Source organism: Stenotrophomonas sp. NPDC077461 (assembly GCF_049545475.1).
GTDB lineage: Bacteria > Pseudomonadota > Gammaproteobacteria > Xanthomonadales > Xanthomonadaceae > Stenotrophomonas > Stenotrophomonas nematodicola.
The window spans coordinates 115,410-132,065 of record NZ_JBMWDO010000011.1 but is presented as its reverse complement, the minus strand read 5'-3'; the positions used below and the strand labels follow the sequence as shown (position 1 = coordinate 132,065).

Below are 16,656 nucleotides of genomic sequence, written 5' to 3'. Positions count from 1 at the left end.
CGGCCGGCACTACACGTAGGGGGGGCCGACCATCGCGGCGGCGAGGTGGTCGAGGAAGGAGCTGATCCGCGCCGACACGGCGGTGTTGCGGTAGTACACCGCGTGGATGGGCTGGCGCACCTCCACCGTGAGCGTGGGCAGCACCTGCACCAGCGTCCCGTCCGCACGGTCGCGATGGGTCATGAAGTCGGACAGGCAGACGATGCCCACGCCTTCCAGCGCCAGCCGGCGCAGGGTTTCGCCACTGGATACCGCCACTGCCGGCCTTACATGCAGCAGCGCGTCGGTATCGCCCGGCAACGGCCAATGGTTGAGCGAATCCGGTTCGTTGAAGCCCAGCAGCGTGTGCGCCTGCAGGTCGGCCACGCGGGCCGGTGTGCCGTGCTGCTGCAGGTACGCCGGGCTGGCCAGCACCCGCAACCGGCTGTGCGCCAGCGGACGCGCATGCAGCGTGGAATCGGCCAGCGGTCCGATCCGTAGGGCGACATCGGTGCGGCGTTCCAGCAGGTCGATGTAGCGTTCGCTGCTGTTGAGTTCCAGTGCCACCTCCGGGTAGCGCGCGCGATAGCTGGCAACCAGCGGGGCGATCACGTGCAGCACGAAGGGCATCGCCGCATCCACCCGCAACCGCCCGGCCGGCCGCTCGCGGCGCGCGGCGATCTGCTCTTCGGCCGCCTCCACCGAGGCGACGATGGCGCGGGCCTGGGCCAGGAACGCCTCGCCTTCCTCGGTGAGCTGCAGGCGGCGGGTGGTCCGGGTCAGCAGGGTGGTACCGAGCTTCTCTTCCAACCGTCCCAGCGCGCGGCTGACCCCGGAGGGCGTCTGCGCCAGCTGTTCGGCCGCGGCGGTGATCGAACCGCTGTCGATCACCGCGATGAAGGCCTGCATTTCGTCGAGGGTGGTTTTCATCGGACGGGCACTCAACGGACGAGGCCCATTATTGACCATGAGGCAATAGTCATTGGCGTGAAGACCGCTTTTTCGGCACGAGTGCGGCGCGCAGACTGCGCAGCCTCTCTTCCCACCGGTAATCGACCATGTCCCGTGGCATCCCCCTCGCCCTGCTGGCGCTTACGCTTGGCGCGTATGCCATCGGCACCACCGAATTCGTCATCGTCGGGCTGATCCCGACCATCGCCGCCGACCTCGGCGTCTCCCTGCCCTCGGCCGGCCTGCTGGTCTCCCTGTACGCCCTGGGCGTGGCGATTGGCGCCCCGGTGCTGACCGCACTCACCGGCCGGGTGCCGCGCAAAACCCTGCTGGTGGCGCTGATGGTGCTGTTCACCCTGGGCAATGTGATCGCCTGGATGGCGCCCGGCTATGGGTCGCTGATCGTGGCGCGCGTGCTCACCGGCCTGGCCCACGGCGTGTTCTTCTCGATCGGCTCGATCATCGCCACGTCGGTGGTGCCCAAGGAAAAGGCCGCCAGTGCGATCGCGATCATGTTCACCGGCCTCACCGTCGCCCTGGTCACCGGCGTGCCGCTGGGCACCTTCATCGGCCAGCATCTGGGTTGGCGCGCCACCTTCCTGGCCGTGGCGGCGCTGGGCGTGATCGCCCTGATCGGCAGCCTGCTGTTCGTGCCGCGCAACCTGCAGCGCAGCGCACCGGCCACGTTCGGCCAGCAGCTGTCGGTGCTGGCCCAGCCGCGCCTGCTGCTGGTGTATGCGATCACCGCGCTGGGCTACGGCGGCACCTTCCTGTCGTTCACGTACCTGGCCTCGATCCTGCAGGACGTCACCGGCTTCTCGGCCAATGCGGTCAGCGGCGTGCTGCTGGTGTACGGCGTGTCGGTGGCGATCGGCAACCTGTGGGGCGGCCGCCTGGCCGACCGCCGCGGGCCGATTCCGGCGCTGAAGCTGATCTTCGCTCTGCTGGCCGCCGTGCTGTTCATGCTGACCTTCACCGCCTACAACACCTGGCTGGTGCTGCTGACCGTGCTGGCGCTGGGTGCGGTGGCTTTCGGCAACGTGCCGGGGCTGCAGGTGTACGTGGTCAAGCAGGCGCAGCGCTTCGCCCCCCAGGCGGCTGACGTCGCCTCGGGCCTGAACATCGCCGCCTTCAACGTCGGTATCGCGCTCGGTGCCTCGCTGGGCGGCCTGGTGGTCGATCACATCGGCCTCATGCACACCCCGTGGCTGGGTGCGCTGGTGGTGATGGGTGCCTTCGGGCTGACCGCGCTGAGCGGCCGGCTGGACCGCCGCGACGGTGTCGCCGACCGTGCCGACGGCATCGCCGTCACCGCACATTGATCGCTCGCGCAGCGGACCTGCCGTCTGCTGCGCATCATTCAACGGTGCACGGCGTAGCCTGCATCGCATCCGCACGAAGGAGTTTCCATGAGCATTCCCGCATTCGGCCTCGGCACGTTCCGCCTGAAGGGCCAGACCGTCATCGACTCGGTCCGCAACGCGCTCGACGTGGGCTACCGCGCCATCGATACCGCGCAGATCTACGACAACGAAGCCGAGGTGGGCCAGGCCATCGCCGACGCCGGCCTGGCCCGCGACGAGCTGTTCCTCACCACCAAGATCTGGATCGCCAACGTCGCCCACGACACCTTGCTGGAAAGCCTGCGCGAAAGCCTGCGCAAGCTGCGCACCGACCACGTCGAGCTGACGCTGATCCATTGGCCCTCGCCCAAGGACGCCGTGCCGATGGCCGAGTACCTGGGCGCGCTGGCCGAGGCGAAGGCGCTGGGCCTGACCCGGCAGATCGGCATCTCCAACTTCACCATCGCGCAGACCCGCCAGGCGATCGGGATTCTCGGTGCCGACGCCATCGCCACCAACCAGATCGAAGTGCATCCCTACCTGCAGAACCGCGCGTTGATCGCGTTCCTGAAGGATCAGGGGATCCATGTCACCGCCTACATGAGCCTGGCCTACGGCGAGGTGCTGAAGGACCCGGTGATCCAGGCCATCGCCGACCGCCACCAGGCCACCCCGGCCCAGGTCGCGCTGGCCTGGGCACTGCAGCAGGGCTACGCGGTGATCCCCTCCTCCACCAGGCGCGAGAACCTGGCCAGCAACCTGCTGGCGGCGGACCTGCACCTGGGCGAGGCGGACATGGCGCAGATCGCGACGCTGGACCGTGGCCAGCGCCTGGCCAACCCCGACGGGATCGCGCCGGACTGGGATTGACCGGCAGCGCCTAGCGGAGCAACCAGCCGCGCAGCGCGTCGCTCACCTCATCCGGCTGCTCCATTGGCGCCAGGTGCCCGCAGGCGGGTACCACCACCAGGGTGGAGCCTGGCACCAGGGCGTGCATCTCCTCACTGATGGCCAGCGGCGTGATGCGGTCGTTGGCACCGCACACGATCAGCAGCGGATCGCGGTAGCGGGCCAGCACGTCGTGACCATCGACGCGATCCAGCGCGCTTTGACGCAGGAACACCGCCGCCCCCAGCCGGGCGGTCATGTCGCGCACGCGCTGCACCAGCACATAGTCGTCCAGCCGCGAGGCATCGATGTAGCTGCGCATCAGTGTGTCGCCGAAGCCGTGGAAAGTGCCGGGCAGGCGCACGCTGGCGCGCTGCGACCGGCGCTGGGCAGCGCGTTCCGGCGAATCGGCATGGATCGAGGTATCGATCAACGCCAGCCGCAGCACACGCTCCGGCGCAGTCCGCAGGATCTGCTGGGCCACGAAGCCGCCCAGCGAGAACCCGGCCAGGGCGAAGCGGTCCGGCGCCTGCGCCAGGACGTCGTCCACGACCGCCTGCATCGTCTCGCCACGGGTCTGGTCGCCCACCGTGCAGTCGGCGATGTCGGACAGCGCGGCGATCTGCCCGCGCCAGAGTTCAGCGTCGTTGAGCAGGCCTGGGAGCAGCAGCAGGGGGATGCGGTCCGTCATCCGGACATTGTCGCTGCTGCCTGTTGGCAGACCAAGGGTGGCGTGGCAGTGAGCCAGCACTTCACCGGCCATTTTTCTTACAGCCGATGGAGGTGTCTACCTACATCATTATCAGAGATCCCCGACGTCCGGCGCACCGCGCGCTATTGCGAACATGGCCCCCAACATCGCGTGGGCAGCAGGGGTGCCTGCTCATCGCGCCGGATCGCCGCCACAGGGGACTTGCATGAACCGTCTCACTTTCACGCTCGCCAGCGGGCTGCTCGGTATTGGGCTGTGTACCGCAAGCCACGCCCAGAACTATCTGGAAGAAGTGTCCGACTACGCGCAGAAGGTGCAGGCACGACGCACCGCCGCGCTGGACGCCAGTGAGGCATTTGGGGAGCAGATCTCCTACCTGGATGGCGGAACGCGGTTCTCGGCCACCGATATCTCCATTCCCGGCAACAACGCCTTGAAGGTGGAGCTCACCCGCAGCCGGCAGATCGATGAGCGCTACTTTATTTCCGGCTCGCGCCTGTTCGATTTCGGGTCGCTCTACGACTGGCAGCTGGAGGCCCCGTTCCTGGAGGGCACCTTCACCAGTCACGGCTGGACGATGGCGGCCGAGGGCAACCCCTCGCGCAATGCCCGGTGCAGCCTGCAACAGGCGCCCTACAGCGCCATTCTGGGTGACTTCTACATCGAGAAGATGTGGTCGGGCTACAACCTGCATCTGCCCGGACAACCCGCACGGCTGATGCTGAAGGCGGCCGCAGCCATTCCGATGCCGGCAGATGGTCAGACCTATCCGTGGGCCGCCGATGGGGACATCCGCATCCGCTGCCTGCCCCAGCTCAAGAATGGTGCGCCCGGTGAAGGGTTCCTTGCCGTCATGCCGGATGGAACGCGTTACTACTTCGACACGATGATCACCCGGCAGATGCCGAATTTCCGCCTGCGCACATATCACACCGTCCCCCAGTACAAGGTGTACCTGGCCGCATCGCGTGTCGAGGACCAGCAGGGCAACTGGGTCACGTACACCTACGTCAACGACAACCTTGCCTCCATACAGTCCAACGACGGCCGCAGGATCGACCTGGCCTACCAGAATGGACGCATGGTCAGCGCCACGACCGCAGGGCGCACGTGGCAGTACCAGTATCGCGAACCGACCAGCACGACCGATGGCGGCCTGGCGGCAGTGATCCTTCCCGATGCCACCCGTTGGAGCTACGACTGGGTGGGCAGCGTTCGACCGGCCTGGATGGCACCGCCACAGGAGGGAACCACGCCCTGCGATACCATCATCGGCGAGGTTACCGGGCCCTACGCCTACACCGTCACGCATCCCGGCGGCGCCCGCGCCACGTTCTCGTTCGCATACAAAACCATCTTCCGCTCCACGCTGGATGCCTGCTACTCGCCGGTGCAGCCCAACTACTACTCCGTCTGGTCGCTGACCGATCGAGTGGTCACCGGCGCCGGGCTCGGTGAAATGCGCACACAGCTGTCGATCACCGGCGGATACCCCTCCACACCGCTCCGCTGGTCGACGGTGACCCACCCCGATGGCTCGACCACCCGCTACGGGTTCGGCCACACGTTCCTCGTCGATGAAGGCAAGATCATTGAACGCCAGACCGCCGGGAGCGATGGCGTTGTACTGGAAAGCACCAGCTCGCGGTATCTGAGCTCGCCGCCGGCCGGAGCGCACTACCCGGCGCGTGTTGGAAACAGCCTGCATTTCATGCAGTACGCAGACGGTCTGGTCCAGCCGCTTGCCGAGCGCCTCACTGTGCGGGAGAGCACGCAGTACCGGCGCGCCAGCGACGGGTGGGACGCGTTTGCGAGGCCGACGCTGACCACCCAAAGCGGCCCCTCGGGCGTGATGCGCGAGCGACGGCAATACCTGGACAACCCGGCCCGTTGGATCCTCGGTGCGGTGGCATCGACACACAACGAGGATTCCGGGCAGGTCGTGTCTGCGGCGACGTATGACGATCTGCTGCGTCCGCTGGAGAAGTTCAGCTTTGGACTGCTGCAGGTGAGCTTCACCTACAACGGCGATGGCACGGTGGCAACCGCCACCGATCCCACCGGCCGCATGACCCGGCTTCAGCAGTGGAAGCGTGGCATTCCGCAGCACGTGATCAACCCCGACGGGACCACACGCGGCGCCACCGTCGACGACAACGGCTGGGTGGGCGCCGCGCGGGACGAGAACAATCTCCAGACCAGCTACGCCTACGACTCGATGGGCAGGCTCTCCATGATCACCCTCCCGGCCGATGTCGGCACGGCCTGGAATGCCACCTCCATGACCTTCTCGCGCCTGCCAACAGCCGAGCTGGGCATACCGGCCGGCCATTGGAAGGAAACCGAAGCGACAGGCAACCGGCGCAAGGTGACCTACTACGACGCGTTGCTGAGGCCGGTCCTGGAAGAGGAATACGACGCTGCAGACAGGGCGGGAACCCTGTCCCAGATCCTACGGCGGTACGACCATGCCAATCGGCTGATCTACGAATCGTATCCCGGTCGCTATCGCTGAGGTATGGAGACCCCAATGCGCGCACATGCCCTCCTCCGTTTCCTCCTGCTGCTGACGGCACTCACCGCCTCCAACGCCGCCGCGCAGGCAACCATCAACCTGACCGGGCCGGCCACGACGACGTACGTCGCGCCTGCAAACTTCGATCTCCAGGTGAGCTATTCGGTGTCCTCCGGGCCCAAGGCGGAGTTCATCGAGAACACCGTGATCACCCAGAACGGGGTGACCATCAGTGTCATCCCGCAGGGGACCATCCCTGTACGTGGGCTTCCGCCCGGTCGCTATGAGTACATGTACCGCGCGATCGCCACCCGGATTCTGCCCGATGGCGACATGACCCACCGTCCGATGTCCAGCGGCCCCGTCGTCATCACAGTCAACAATCCACCGGAGCCGATCGATGCCGCCGCGCCGGGCACGATTTCTTCGGTCGGACCTCCGGTAACCGGGCGGCCCATGACAATGTCCATCCAGATGATCAACACCGGCGAAACAACCTGGCGCGCCGGAAGCTACTTCCTCGATTTCGTGAACGGAGGTGACAGCTACGTCTGGGACTTCACCCCGCAGGGCATTTCCCACGACGTGGCCCCCGGCCAGTCGTATACCTTCCAGTTCAACATCACCGCAAAGATTTTCAATACGCACGGATTCAACTACTACTTCCAGTTCCAGATGCGCCGGAACACGGTCGCCTTCGGCCTGCCAACGCAGGTGTTCTCCGTATACATCATCAATCCGATCAACGCCTCACAGTTTGATTCGCAGGAGGTACCCACAACGATGGAGGTGGGCAAGTCCTATCCCGTCACCATCCGGATGCGGAACACCGGCGACTATGTGTGGAGCGCCAGCCAGGCGTATTCGCTCGGCGCGCAGAACCCGCATGACAACACCCTGTGGGGTACCCACCGGATACAGACGGCAGACGTGCCCTTGGGCGCGATCGGAGAGTTCAAGGCGACCGTGGTCGCACCGGCGCAGCCGGGCGTCTACAACTTCCAGTGGCGCATGGTGCGCGATGGCGTGGAATGGTTCGGCGTGCTCACGCCAAACGTCGCCATCACGGTGAGCGAACCGCCCCCGCCTCCGCCTCCGCCGCTGCGGGGAACCACCTACACCTACGATGCGCTGGGCAGGTTGACCGGTACCTCTGCGGACAGTGAACAGGGCCCGCTGGTCACCGCCCAGATCTATCTGGCGGGAAACCGGGTCCAGCGTTCCGATGCACGCAACAACGTGACAACGACGACCTACCAGGCCTATTCGGATCCGGCGACAGATCGGGAAACGCTGATCGAAGAACCCGAGTCCCGCATTACCCGGATTGATCGCACCCCCTACGGCGTCATTACCCGCATCGCGCGGGATTCAAGAAACGGCGCTCCGCTTCAGCGCCATTACGTGTACGACGCCCACTATCGCCTCTGCAAAAGCATTGAACCCGAGACCGGGGCGACCGCTGTCGGCCTGGATGCAGCCGGGCGCATCCTGTGGACCGCCAGCGGGCTGGCGCTTCCTTCAACAAGCAGCTGTGATCAACAGGCTGCCGCAGGCTCCCCGCGCGCGATCACCCGCTCTTATGATGCGAACGGTCGGCTGTCGGCGATCGTGTCGCCGGATGGACTGGGCAACCAGAACATCGCGTACACCCCTGACGGGCTGATCAACACTATTTCCTCCAGTAACGGCGGTGGTATCTCGGCGGTATCGACCTTTACCTACAACAGCCGCCGGTCGCTGGCATCGGAGACGTCGAGCATCAGCAACGAGTCGGATTGGACCATGTCGTATACCTACGATGCCAATGGCTCCCTGGCCGGTTATACCCTTCCGTCCGGTCTCCACATCGACCACCATCCCGATGCGCTCGGCAGGTCGCGGGCCATTACCGACAGCGCCGGACGGACACTTGTCTCGGGGGTCAAGCGTGGTGCGACCGGAACCGTCGCAGAGTTCATCTACGGAAACGGCATTCGCCATCAGCGAACCTTGAATGAGCGATTGTTGCCCAGCCAGGTGAGCGACGCCGGCGTCATGCGGCTCGCCTATGCGTACGACAAGGGCGGCAATGTCAGCTCCATGATGGATCTGGACGGACAGAGCGGCCTCAATCGCCAGATGAGCTATGACGGTGTGGATCGGATACTGAACGTCGTGTCGCCTGAGGCCGGGGTCAACCAGTCATTCTCCTACGATGACTTCGACAACCTCACGCGCCTGACGACCGCAGGAGCCACGCCGTTCAACTACTACTACGATGCCTCGAATCGTCTGACCAACATCCGGACCGACGAGGGCGCGACCATCATTGGCCTTGCGTACGATGCGCAGGGCAACATGATCAACAAGAACGGGCGGACCTTCACGTTCGATGCGAACAACCGGCTCATCGCGTCGGCCGGTTCGACCACCTATGCCTACGACGCCGCGGGCAGGCGAGTCCAGCGCCGGGCAGCGGATGGCCAGGACACGAACCGGTACTTCTATACCCGTTCCGGAAAGCTTGCCGTCCAGTTCGAGTCGAAGGCGCTTCGCCACACTTCGCATGTCTACCTGGATGGCATTGCGGTTGCCGCGATCGAGACCGCCCAGGACGGCACTGCCTCGATCAAATACGTCCACAACGACATCCTCGGAAGTCCCATTGCCTACAGCTCTGCCCAGGGAACCGTGCTCCAGCGTCTCCAGTACACCACCTTCGGCATGTCGGCCGGGGTAAGCGATGGCAAGCCCGGCTTCACCGGTCATGTGGAGGACGCAGATTCAGGCACGGTGTACATGCAACAGCGCTATTACGATCCGCAGATCGCACTGTTCCTGTCGCCGGACCCCGTGCCGACCTTCATGAACCCGGTCGCCATGCTCAACAGGTACCGCTACGCCGACAGCAACCCCTACCGCTACCATGATCCGGATGGACGCTGCACCGGGTCTCACCTGGCCAACAAGGATGGGACCTGCATGAGCACCGGCGAGTTCACCACGATGGCCACCACAGTGAATGGCGGCGGCAACGCGGCGCGGGGCGCAACGCAGACCGGCGGCAGGGCGCGGGTCGGGTGGCCGGTGGGACGCAATGACCCGGAATGGACGCGGGATCCGAAGCTGCGGGAAGAGACCGAGCGCGCCTGGGAGGATTCCAGGCCGAATGCGCCCGAAGTGCGCTCGGGAAGGCCGGGCTCCACCAAACGCGAGAACGGCGGCTGGGTGGTCCTGACCATTGGCGAGCGTCAGCCCTGGCTCTATCGACTGCCTGCCGGCAGCCGTGACAGGATGAGTCAGGAATCCACGATCAAGCCGGACCCGTTCCTCTGCGGCTGTACGGTGCTTGGCTTCTTCCACACGCATCCCAATACGCGCGCGGAGGGGTATGATCCGTTCGGCAACCCGGGCGACGCCACGTTCATGCAGCAGATGGGCGTACCGGGTCTGATCCGAAGCCACGAGGGCTATGAATTCATACCTGTTCGGAGGGGCGAGTGATGTCCAGAGTACCGACGTTCGCGCTGTGCCTTTGTCTTGCTGTCATATCCCCTGCGTGCAACGCCTCGGACAAGGATGCGCTGCAGACACTGCCTGATATGGTGAAGGCCAATGTGCTGGAGGCACAGAAATACCCGGAGTGCGTACGCGTCGTGAACGCGTACGTCCGGCGTACGCGGTCGTGGACACCGGCGGATTATCTGGTGTCCGTCTCACCGCCGTTGGCCGGTGGCCGCGGCTTTGCCGTCCTGCATCAGGACGATCTTGCAGATCCACTGGGCAGGAATGAACGCAAGTCGTTCAGTGTGGAGCTGGACACCACGTGCAGCAAGGTGATCGAGGAGTTCCAGTTCCAGTAGAGGCGGCCGTTTCAACGCTGCCGGGCGGTGCTCACACCGGTACCTGGGGCACCTGTACATCCTGCACCGGCAGCGTCACCACCATCACCGTCGAGTCGTCCGGGTCCAGCCGGGTCTTGAAGCCCAGGCTCTGGCACATCGCCAACATGGTGCTGTTCTCGCGCAGCACCTGGCCTTCGACGACGTTCAGGCCCAGCCACTGGGCGTACTCGATCATGATCGTCATCAGCCGCCAGCCGATGCCGTGGCCCTTGAGATCGGAACGGATCAGGATGCCGTACTCGCCGCGGTCGTAATCGGCATCGGCGTGCAGGCGCACTGCGCCGAGCATGTCGCCGCTGCGCGGGTCGATGGCGACCAGGGCAATCGAGCGCGCGTAGTCGAGCTGGGTCAGGCGCGCGATGAACTCATGGCTGAAGTGCTTGACCGACTGGAAGAAGCGCAGGCGCAGGTCGTCGTCGGTGACGCGGGCGAAGAACGCGCGGAACAGCGCGTCGTCTTCGGGACGCACCGGACGCACGAACGCGGGTGCCCCATCGGACAGGGTGATCGTGCGTTCCCACTCCTTGGGATACGGGAACACGGCAAAGCGCGGGTGGCCGCGGCCCTTGTGCAGTTTGCGCGAGGGGGCAATCGCCACGCGCGCGTCCAGCGCGATCACGCCATCGCGGTCGGCCAGCAGCGGATTGATGTCCAGCGTGCGGATCTCGGGGATGTCGGCGGCCAGCTGCGCCAGCTTGACCAGCACCAGTGCCACGGCGCGTTCATCGGCGGCGGGTACGTCGCGGTACGCCTTGAGGATGCGCGACACCCGGGTGCGGCCGATCAGTTCGTGCGACAGGCGCAGATCCAGCGGCGGCAGCGCCAGCGCCTTGTCGTCGATCACCTCGACGGCGGTACCGCCGCGGCCGAACACCACCACCGGACCGAAGGTGGGGTCGTCGGCGATGCCGGCGATCAGCTCGCGCGCCTTCGGGCGCACGATGGTGGGCTGTACCAGCACGCCGTCGATGCGCGCCTCGGGGCGCAGGCGATGGGCGCGCTCCAGGATCGAGGTGGCGGCAGCATGCACCGACTGCAGGGTGCCCAGGTTCAGGCGCACGCCGTCCACATCGGATTTGTGCGGGATGTCGGCCGAGAACACCTTCACGGCCACGGTGGCGCCCTGCTCCAGCAGCGGTTGGGCCAGGTCCATCGCCTCGTGCGCGTCGCGCGCCTGCATCACCGGTGCGGAGGGGATGCCGTAGGCGGTGAGCAGCTGGTGGGTGGCGATCGGATCGAGCCACTGCTGCCCGGCGGCGAGCGCGGTGTCGACCAGCGCCCGCGCCGCCGCCGTGTCCACCACGAAATCCTCGGGCAGGCTGGGCGGGGTTTCCATCAGCGCGGCCTGCGCGTCGCGGTAGCGCACCAGGTGCTGGAAGCCTCGCACGGCGTCTGCTTCGGTGGGATAGGTGGGCACCCGCGCGGCATTGAGCGTGGCGGTCGCACGGTCGTCGTTGCCCAGCCAGACCGCGAACACGGGCTTGTCGCGGTGGTGGCGGGGGCGCAGCCCCAGGGTACGGGTGAGCGCCTGCGCGGCATCGGCCGAGGAGGTGAAGGCGGTGGGCACGTTGACCACCAGCAGCGCGTCGTTGCCGGTGTCGGACATCAGCGCCTCGATGGCGGCCGCGTAACGCTCGCCATCGGCGTCGACCACGATGTCCACCGGATTGCCGCGCGACCAGCCTTCGGGCAGCACGGCATCGAGCTGGGCGACGGTGGCCGGGGACAGCTCGGCCAGGCTGCCGCGCAGCGCCAGCAGCTGGTCCACCGCCAGCCGCCCTACCCCGCCGCCGTTGCTGAGGATGGCCAGCCGACGGCCGGGGAAGGTGCCGAGCCGGCCGAGGGTTTCGGCGGCGGTGAACAGTTCGTCCAACGCGCTCACCCGAAGCAGCCCGGCGCGACTGAAAGCGGCCCCGTACACGGCATCGGTGCTGGCCAGTGCCTGCACATGGGTGTCGGCATCGGGGTCGATGCGGATGTGGCGGCCGGACTTCACCACCACCACCGGTTTGGCACGCGCGGCCGCGCGCGCGGCCGACATGAACTTGCGGGCGTCGCGGATGTGTTCGACGTAGAGCAGGATGGCGCGGGTGCGGTAGTCGGTGGCGAAGTAATCAAGCAGATCGCCGAAGTCGACATCCAGGGTATCGCCGAGCGAGACCACGGCCGAGAAACCGACCGAGCGTGCCACGCCCCACTCCACCAGTGCCGCGGCGATGGCACTGGACTCGGAGATCAGCGCCAGATCGCCGGCCTGCGGAAAGTGGGCGGCGATGCTGGCATTGAGGCGCGCATGCGGCGCGATCACGCCCAGGCAGTGGGGCCCGAGGATACGCAGGCCCTTGGCGCGCGCAGCCGCTTCGACCTGCGCGGCGAGCGAGCCGGGGCCCTGGCCGAGGTTGGCGGTAAGAATGATGGCGGCGGCCACGCCGCGTGCGGCGGCCGTGGCCACCACCTGCGGCACGATGCTGGCCGGCGCGGTGATGACGACCAGTTCCGGTACCCAGTCGAGGTCCTTGAGCCGCTTGACGGTGCGGATGCCGTCGATCTCGCCGTAGCGCGGATTGATCCAGGCGACCTTGCCGGGAAACCCGGTGGCGCGCAGGTTGCGCATGACGGCACGGCCGGCGGACCGCTCGCGCGGGCTGCCGCCGATCACGGCGACCGACTGCGGGCGGAACACGGATTGCAGGTGGTAGGTGCTCATGGGGTCGAACTGTCACCGGGACACGTGGCTACACGGTACACGCGTGCCGGCGATGTGGGGATGATCTGGCGCAATGACAGGCGCCGGGCGTGGCCCGGCGCCTGCCTGTCGCTGCGGTTACAGCAGCGTTCCGCTCAGGATCATCGCGGCGATGCTGAAATAGATCACCAGGCCGGTCACATCGACCAGCGTGGCCACAAATGGCGCCGATGCGCTGGCCGGGTCGAAACCGAGCCGCTTGAGGATGAAGGGCAGCATCGAGCCGGACAGCGAGCCGAAGGTGACGATGCCGACCAGCGCCGCACCGATGGTCAGCGCCAGCAGCGCCCAGTGCTCGCCGTAGTCGTGCAGGCCCAGCAGCTGCCAGCTCACAATGCGGATGATGGCCAGCACGCCAAGGATGGCACCCAGGGTGACACCCGTGGGGATCTCGCGCAGCGCAACCCGCCACCAGTCGCGCAGGCGCAGTTCGCGCAGGGCCAGGCTGCGGATCAGCAGCGAGGTGGCCTGCGAGCCGGAGTTGCCGCCGGAGCTCATGATCAGTGGAATGAACAGGGTCAGCACCACGGCGCGGGCCAGCTCGTCTTCGTAGTGCTGCATCGCGCTGGCGGTGAGCATTTCGCCGAGGAACAGCACGCTGAGCCAGCCGGCACGCTTGCGCAGCATTTCGAAGAAGCCGATCTGCATGTACGGCTTTTCCAGCGCTTCCATGCCGCCGAACTTGTGCGCGTCTTCGGTGGACTCCTCGATCAGCGCGTCCAGAATGTCATCCACGGTGACGATGCCCAGCACGTGGCGCTGCGCATCCACCACGGGGATGGCGAGCAGGTCGTGACGGCGGATCAGCTGTGCCACTTCCTCCTGGTCGAGCATGGCGTCCACGCTCACTGGGGGATTGACCTGCGCCACGTCGAGAATGGGTTCATCGGGGAGGCCGGTGATCAGCCGGCGCATGGTCACCACCTGCACCAGGACGCGGGTCTGCGGGTCCAGCACGTAGATGGCGTAGACGGTCTCGCGGGTGCGCTCGACTTGGCGGATGTGCTGCAGGGTGCGGCCCACGGTCCAGTCCGAGGGCACGCTGACGAACTCGGTGGTCATCAATGCGCCGGCGGTGTGCGCGGGGTAGCTCAGCAGCTGCTGGATCGACTGGCGCGCCTCCGGTGCCAGCAGCGGGATCAGCCGGGCGCGGTCATCGGCGTCCAGCTCATGGACGATGTCAGTCGCGCGGTCGTCGGCCATCAGCCCGAGCAGCGCGGCGGCACGGGCCACCGGCATCGCGGCGACCAGATCGCCGCCGCGGTTGAGCTCGGGCTGTTCAAGCATCTTCACCGCACGCGGCAACGGCAACGCCGCCAGCGTGTCGGCGGCGCGCGACAGCTCCAGAGTGTTGAGGAATTCCACCGCATCGGCGGTGTTGAAGGCATCGAGGGGCGCGCTCAGGGAGGCGGCATCAGCCACCGGGCGCAGCAGGTCTTTCTGGTTCATCGTATTCGCCTGTCGGGGTCGCATTGCGCAACGCCAACGCTGGCGAACCGACCCGTGTCAGGCGGTAGCCATCGCTGGCGTCGAGCAAGGTCGACTTCTACTGTCGCTGGACATGGGTTGGGGACTCCGGATGGGTGTACTGCCGACGGCGCGGACGCGCCAGCAGCGGCGGGCAGTCTGGACCTCCCCGGCGGCGAGGTCAACCCGGCGCCGGCGGGCCGTTGCGGCGGGATTGTCGTTGCCGTCGCGCGCGCGTCGCATAATGGCCGCACGGCCGGCGGCCGCGGGGCTCGATCCACCGGGGCCTCGATCCACCGGGGCAAGTTCCCCTGAACCACGCGGGTCATCAATGTCATGAGCAGGTCCTCCCATGCATAGCGGCGCGCTCGAGCTGGCCCTGGTCCTGCTGCTGGCTGCGGTGATTGCCGTGCCGGTGTTCAAAAAGCTGGGGCTGGGTGCCGTGCTCGGCTACCTCGCCGCCGGTGTCGTGCTCGGCCCGGACGGGCTGGGCTTCGTGCAGGACGCCGACCGCATCCTGGGCGCGGCCGAGATCGGCGTGGTGATGCTGCTGTTCGTGATCGGCCTGGAGCTGTCCCCGGCGCGGCTGAAGGTGATGCGGCGCTCGGTGTTCGGGGCCGGTGCCCTGCAGGTTGCGCTGAGCGCGCTGGTGCTCGGCGGCCTGCTGCTGCTCGACCACTTCCACTGGAAGAGCGCGTTGATCGTGGGGATTGCGCTGGCGCTGTCGTCCACCGCGGTGGGCCTGCAGCTGCTGTCCGAGCACAAAGCGATCAACAGCGACTACGGCCGCCTGGGCTTTGCGATCCTGCTGTTCCAGGACCTCATCGCCATTCCGCTGCTGGCCGCCATTCCGCTGCTCGGCGGCGCGCGCAACGACACCCTGCAGTGGAACGACGTGGCCGTGGCGCTCGGTGCGCTGGCGGTGGTGATCCTGTGCGGGCGTCCGGTGCTGCGCCGGCTGTTCAACATCATCGCGCGCACGCGCAGCCCGGAAGTGTTCACCGCGATGGCGCTGCTGGTCGTGCTGGGCACGGCGTGGTTCATGCAGGAAGCCGGGCTGAGCCCCAGCCTGGGTGCCTTCCTGGCCGGCGTGCTGCTGTCCGACTCGGAGTTCCGGCATGAACTGGAATCGCAGATCGAACCGTTCAAGGGACTGCTGCTGGGCCTGTTCTTCATCGCCGTGGGCATGGGTATCGACCTGGACCGCATCGTCGCCGAACCGGCGATGATCGCTGCCGGCGTGGCCATCCTGCTGTTGGTGAAGTTCGGCCTGCTGCTCATCATCGGCAAGCTTGCCAAGCTGCGTACGCGGCACGCGGTACTGCTGGGCAGTGTGCTGTGGCTGGGCGGCGAGTTCGCCTTCGTGGTGTTCAACGAAGCGCAGCGCGCGCACCTGCTGGGCAGCGCCAACCATGATCGGCTGGTCGCGATCGTGGGCCTGTCGATGGCAATCACGCCGCTGCTGATGATCGCCCTGCTGCGCCTGCTCGGGCGCGACGATGCCCCCAAGGCGAGCGCGCGTCCGGCCGATACGGTGGATACCGAAGGCAGCCAGCCGCAGGTGATGATCGCCGGCATGGGCCGCTTCGGCCAGGTGGTGGCGCGCCTGCTGACCGCGCAGAAGATCCCGTTCGTGGCACTGGAATCCAACCCCGACACGGTCTCGGACCTGCGCCGGTTCGGCAACAAGCTCTACTACGGCGATCCGACCCGGCCGGAGATGCTGCGCGCGGCCGGCGGCGAGTTCATCCGCGTCTACGTGGTGACCCTGGACGATCCGGACGCGAACATGCGCGCCACGCGCCTGATCCGGCGCATGTATCCCAATGCCGTGGTGCTGGTGCGCGCACGCAACCGCCAGCATGCGTGGCGGTTGATGGACATGTCCGCCGAACCGTTCCGCGAGGTGTTCGGCACCAGCCTGGAGCTGAGCGAGCGCATGCTGATTGCACTGGGCATTCCGGCCGATACCGCGCGCAGCCACGTGCAGCGGTTCCGCGAGCACGACGAGAAACTGCTGCGCGACCAGTACCTGGTCTACGACGACGAAGCGGCGGTCATCCAGACCTCGCGCGATGCGCGCGCGGACCTGATGCACCTGTTCGAAGCGGATGCCGGACGCGACCGCACGCCCGACAACGACCGACGCGGGTAAACGCCCGCGTCGG

The 16,656-nt window shown here is 66.7% G+C and carries 10 protein-coding genes; 6 read left to right on the top strand and 4 right to left on the bottom strand.

All coding sequences use genetic code 11. The features are described from left to right. Nucleotides 1–9: 9 nt before the first annotated feature. Complete coding sequence (locus ACPEH8_RS17205) at nt 10–909, bottom strand: LysR substrate-binding domain-containing protein (protein WP_017354763.1); 900 nt, start codon at nt 907–909, stop codon at nt 10–12. Between the two features lie 128 nt (nt 910–1,037). Here ACPEH8_RS17205 and ACPEH8_RS17200 point away from each other — a divergent pair, with 128 nt between their 5' ends. Both ACPEH8_RS17200 and dkgB read left to right on the top strand, forming a co-directional pair. Continuing rightward, on the top strand, nt 1,038–2,252 hold the full coding sequence (locus ACPEH8_RS17200; protein WP_017354764.1) for an MFS transporter: 1,215 nt from the start codon (nt 1,038–1,040) through the stop codon (nt 2,250–2,252). 87 nt (nt 2,253–2,339) lie between these two features. Next, nucleotides 2,340–3,143 carry a 2,5-didehydrogluconate reductase DkgB gene (gene dkgB, locus ACPEH8_RS17195; protein WP_136006068.1) on the top strand — a complete coding sequence of 268 codons (804 nt, stop codon included), beginning with the start codon at nt 2,340–2,342 and terminating at the stop codon, nt 3,141–3,143. Between the two features lie 10 nt (nt 3,144–3,153). On the opposite strand, the gene ACPEH8_RS17190 is transcribed toward dkgB, so the two are convergent. Further along, nucleotides 3,154–3,852, bottom strand: coding sequence for an alpha/beta fold hydrolase (locus tag ACPEH8_RS17190; RefSeq protein WP_136006070.1), 699 nt, complete (start codon nt 3,850–3,852; stop codon nt 3,154–3,156). A 226-nt stretch (nt 3,853–4,078) separates the two neighbouring features. Between ACPEH8_RS17190 and ACPEH8_RS17185 the strand changes: the two genes are divergently transcribed. The 3 genes from ACPEH8_RS17185 to ACPEH8_RS17175 are packed head-to-tail and all read left to right on the top strand — an operon-like array spanning nt 4,079 to nt 10,233. Beyond that, entirely contained in the window at nt 4,079–6,388 is a 2,310-nt protein-coding gene (locus ACPEH8_RS17185) for a hypothetical protein (RefSeq protein ID WP_153165103.1), read from the top strand. A 15-nt stretch (nt 6,389–6,403) separates the two neighbouring features. Beyond that, nucleotides 6,404–9,874: an RHS repeat domain-containing protein gene (locus ACPEH8_RS17180; protein WP_423667631.1), complete on the top strand. Its 3,471-nt coding sequence runs from the start codon at nt 6,404–6,406 to the stop codon at nt 9,872–9,874. After that, entirely contained in the window at nt 9,874–10,233 is a 360-nt protein-coding gene (locus tag ACPEH8_RS17175; protein ID WP_136006075.1) for a hypothetical protein, read from the top strand. The genes ACPEH8_RS17180 and ACPEH8_RS17175 overlap by 1 nt, the downstream gene beginning before the upstream one ends. A gap of 31 nt (nt 10,234–10,264) precedes the next feature. On the opposite strand, the gene ACPEH8_RS17170 is transcribed toward ACPEH8_RS17175, so the two are convergent. Together ACPEH8_RS17170 and mgtE are read right to left on the bottom strand one after the other, a co-directional pair. Then, nucleotides 10,265–12,982 carry a bifunctional acetate--CoA ligase family protein/GNAT family N-acetyltransferase gene (locus ACPEH8_RS17170; protein WP_153165105.1) on the bottom strand — a complete coding sequence of 906 codons (2,718 nt, stop codon included), beginning with the start codon at nt 12,980–12,982 and terminating at the stop codon, nt 10,265–10,267. A 117-nt stretch (nt 12,983–13,099) separates the two neighbouring features. Beyond that, nucleotides 13,100–14,470, bottom strand: coding sequence for a magnesium transporter (mgtE, locus tag ACPEH8_RS17165; RefSeq protein ID WP_017354769.1), 1,371 nt, complete (start codon nt 14,468–14,470; stop codon nt 13,100–13,102). Between the two features lie 370 nt (nt 14,471–14,840). Here mgtE and ACPEH8_RS17160 point away from each other — a divergent pair, with 370 nt between their 5' ends. After that, on the top strand, nt 14,841–16,643 hold the full coding sequence (locus ACPEH8_RS17160; RefSeq protein WP_423667628.1) for a monovalent cation:proton antiporter-2 (CPA2) family protein: 1,803 nt from the start codon (nt 14,841–14,843) through the stop codon (nt 16,641–16,643). Nucleotides 16,644–16,656 lie beyond the last annotated feature (13 nt).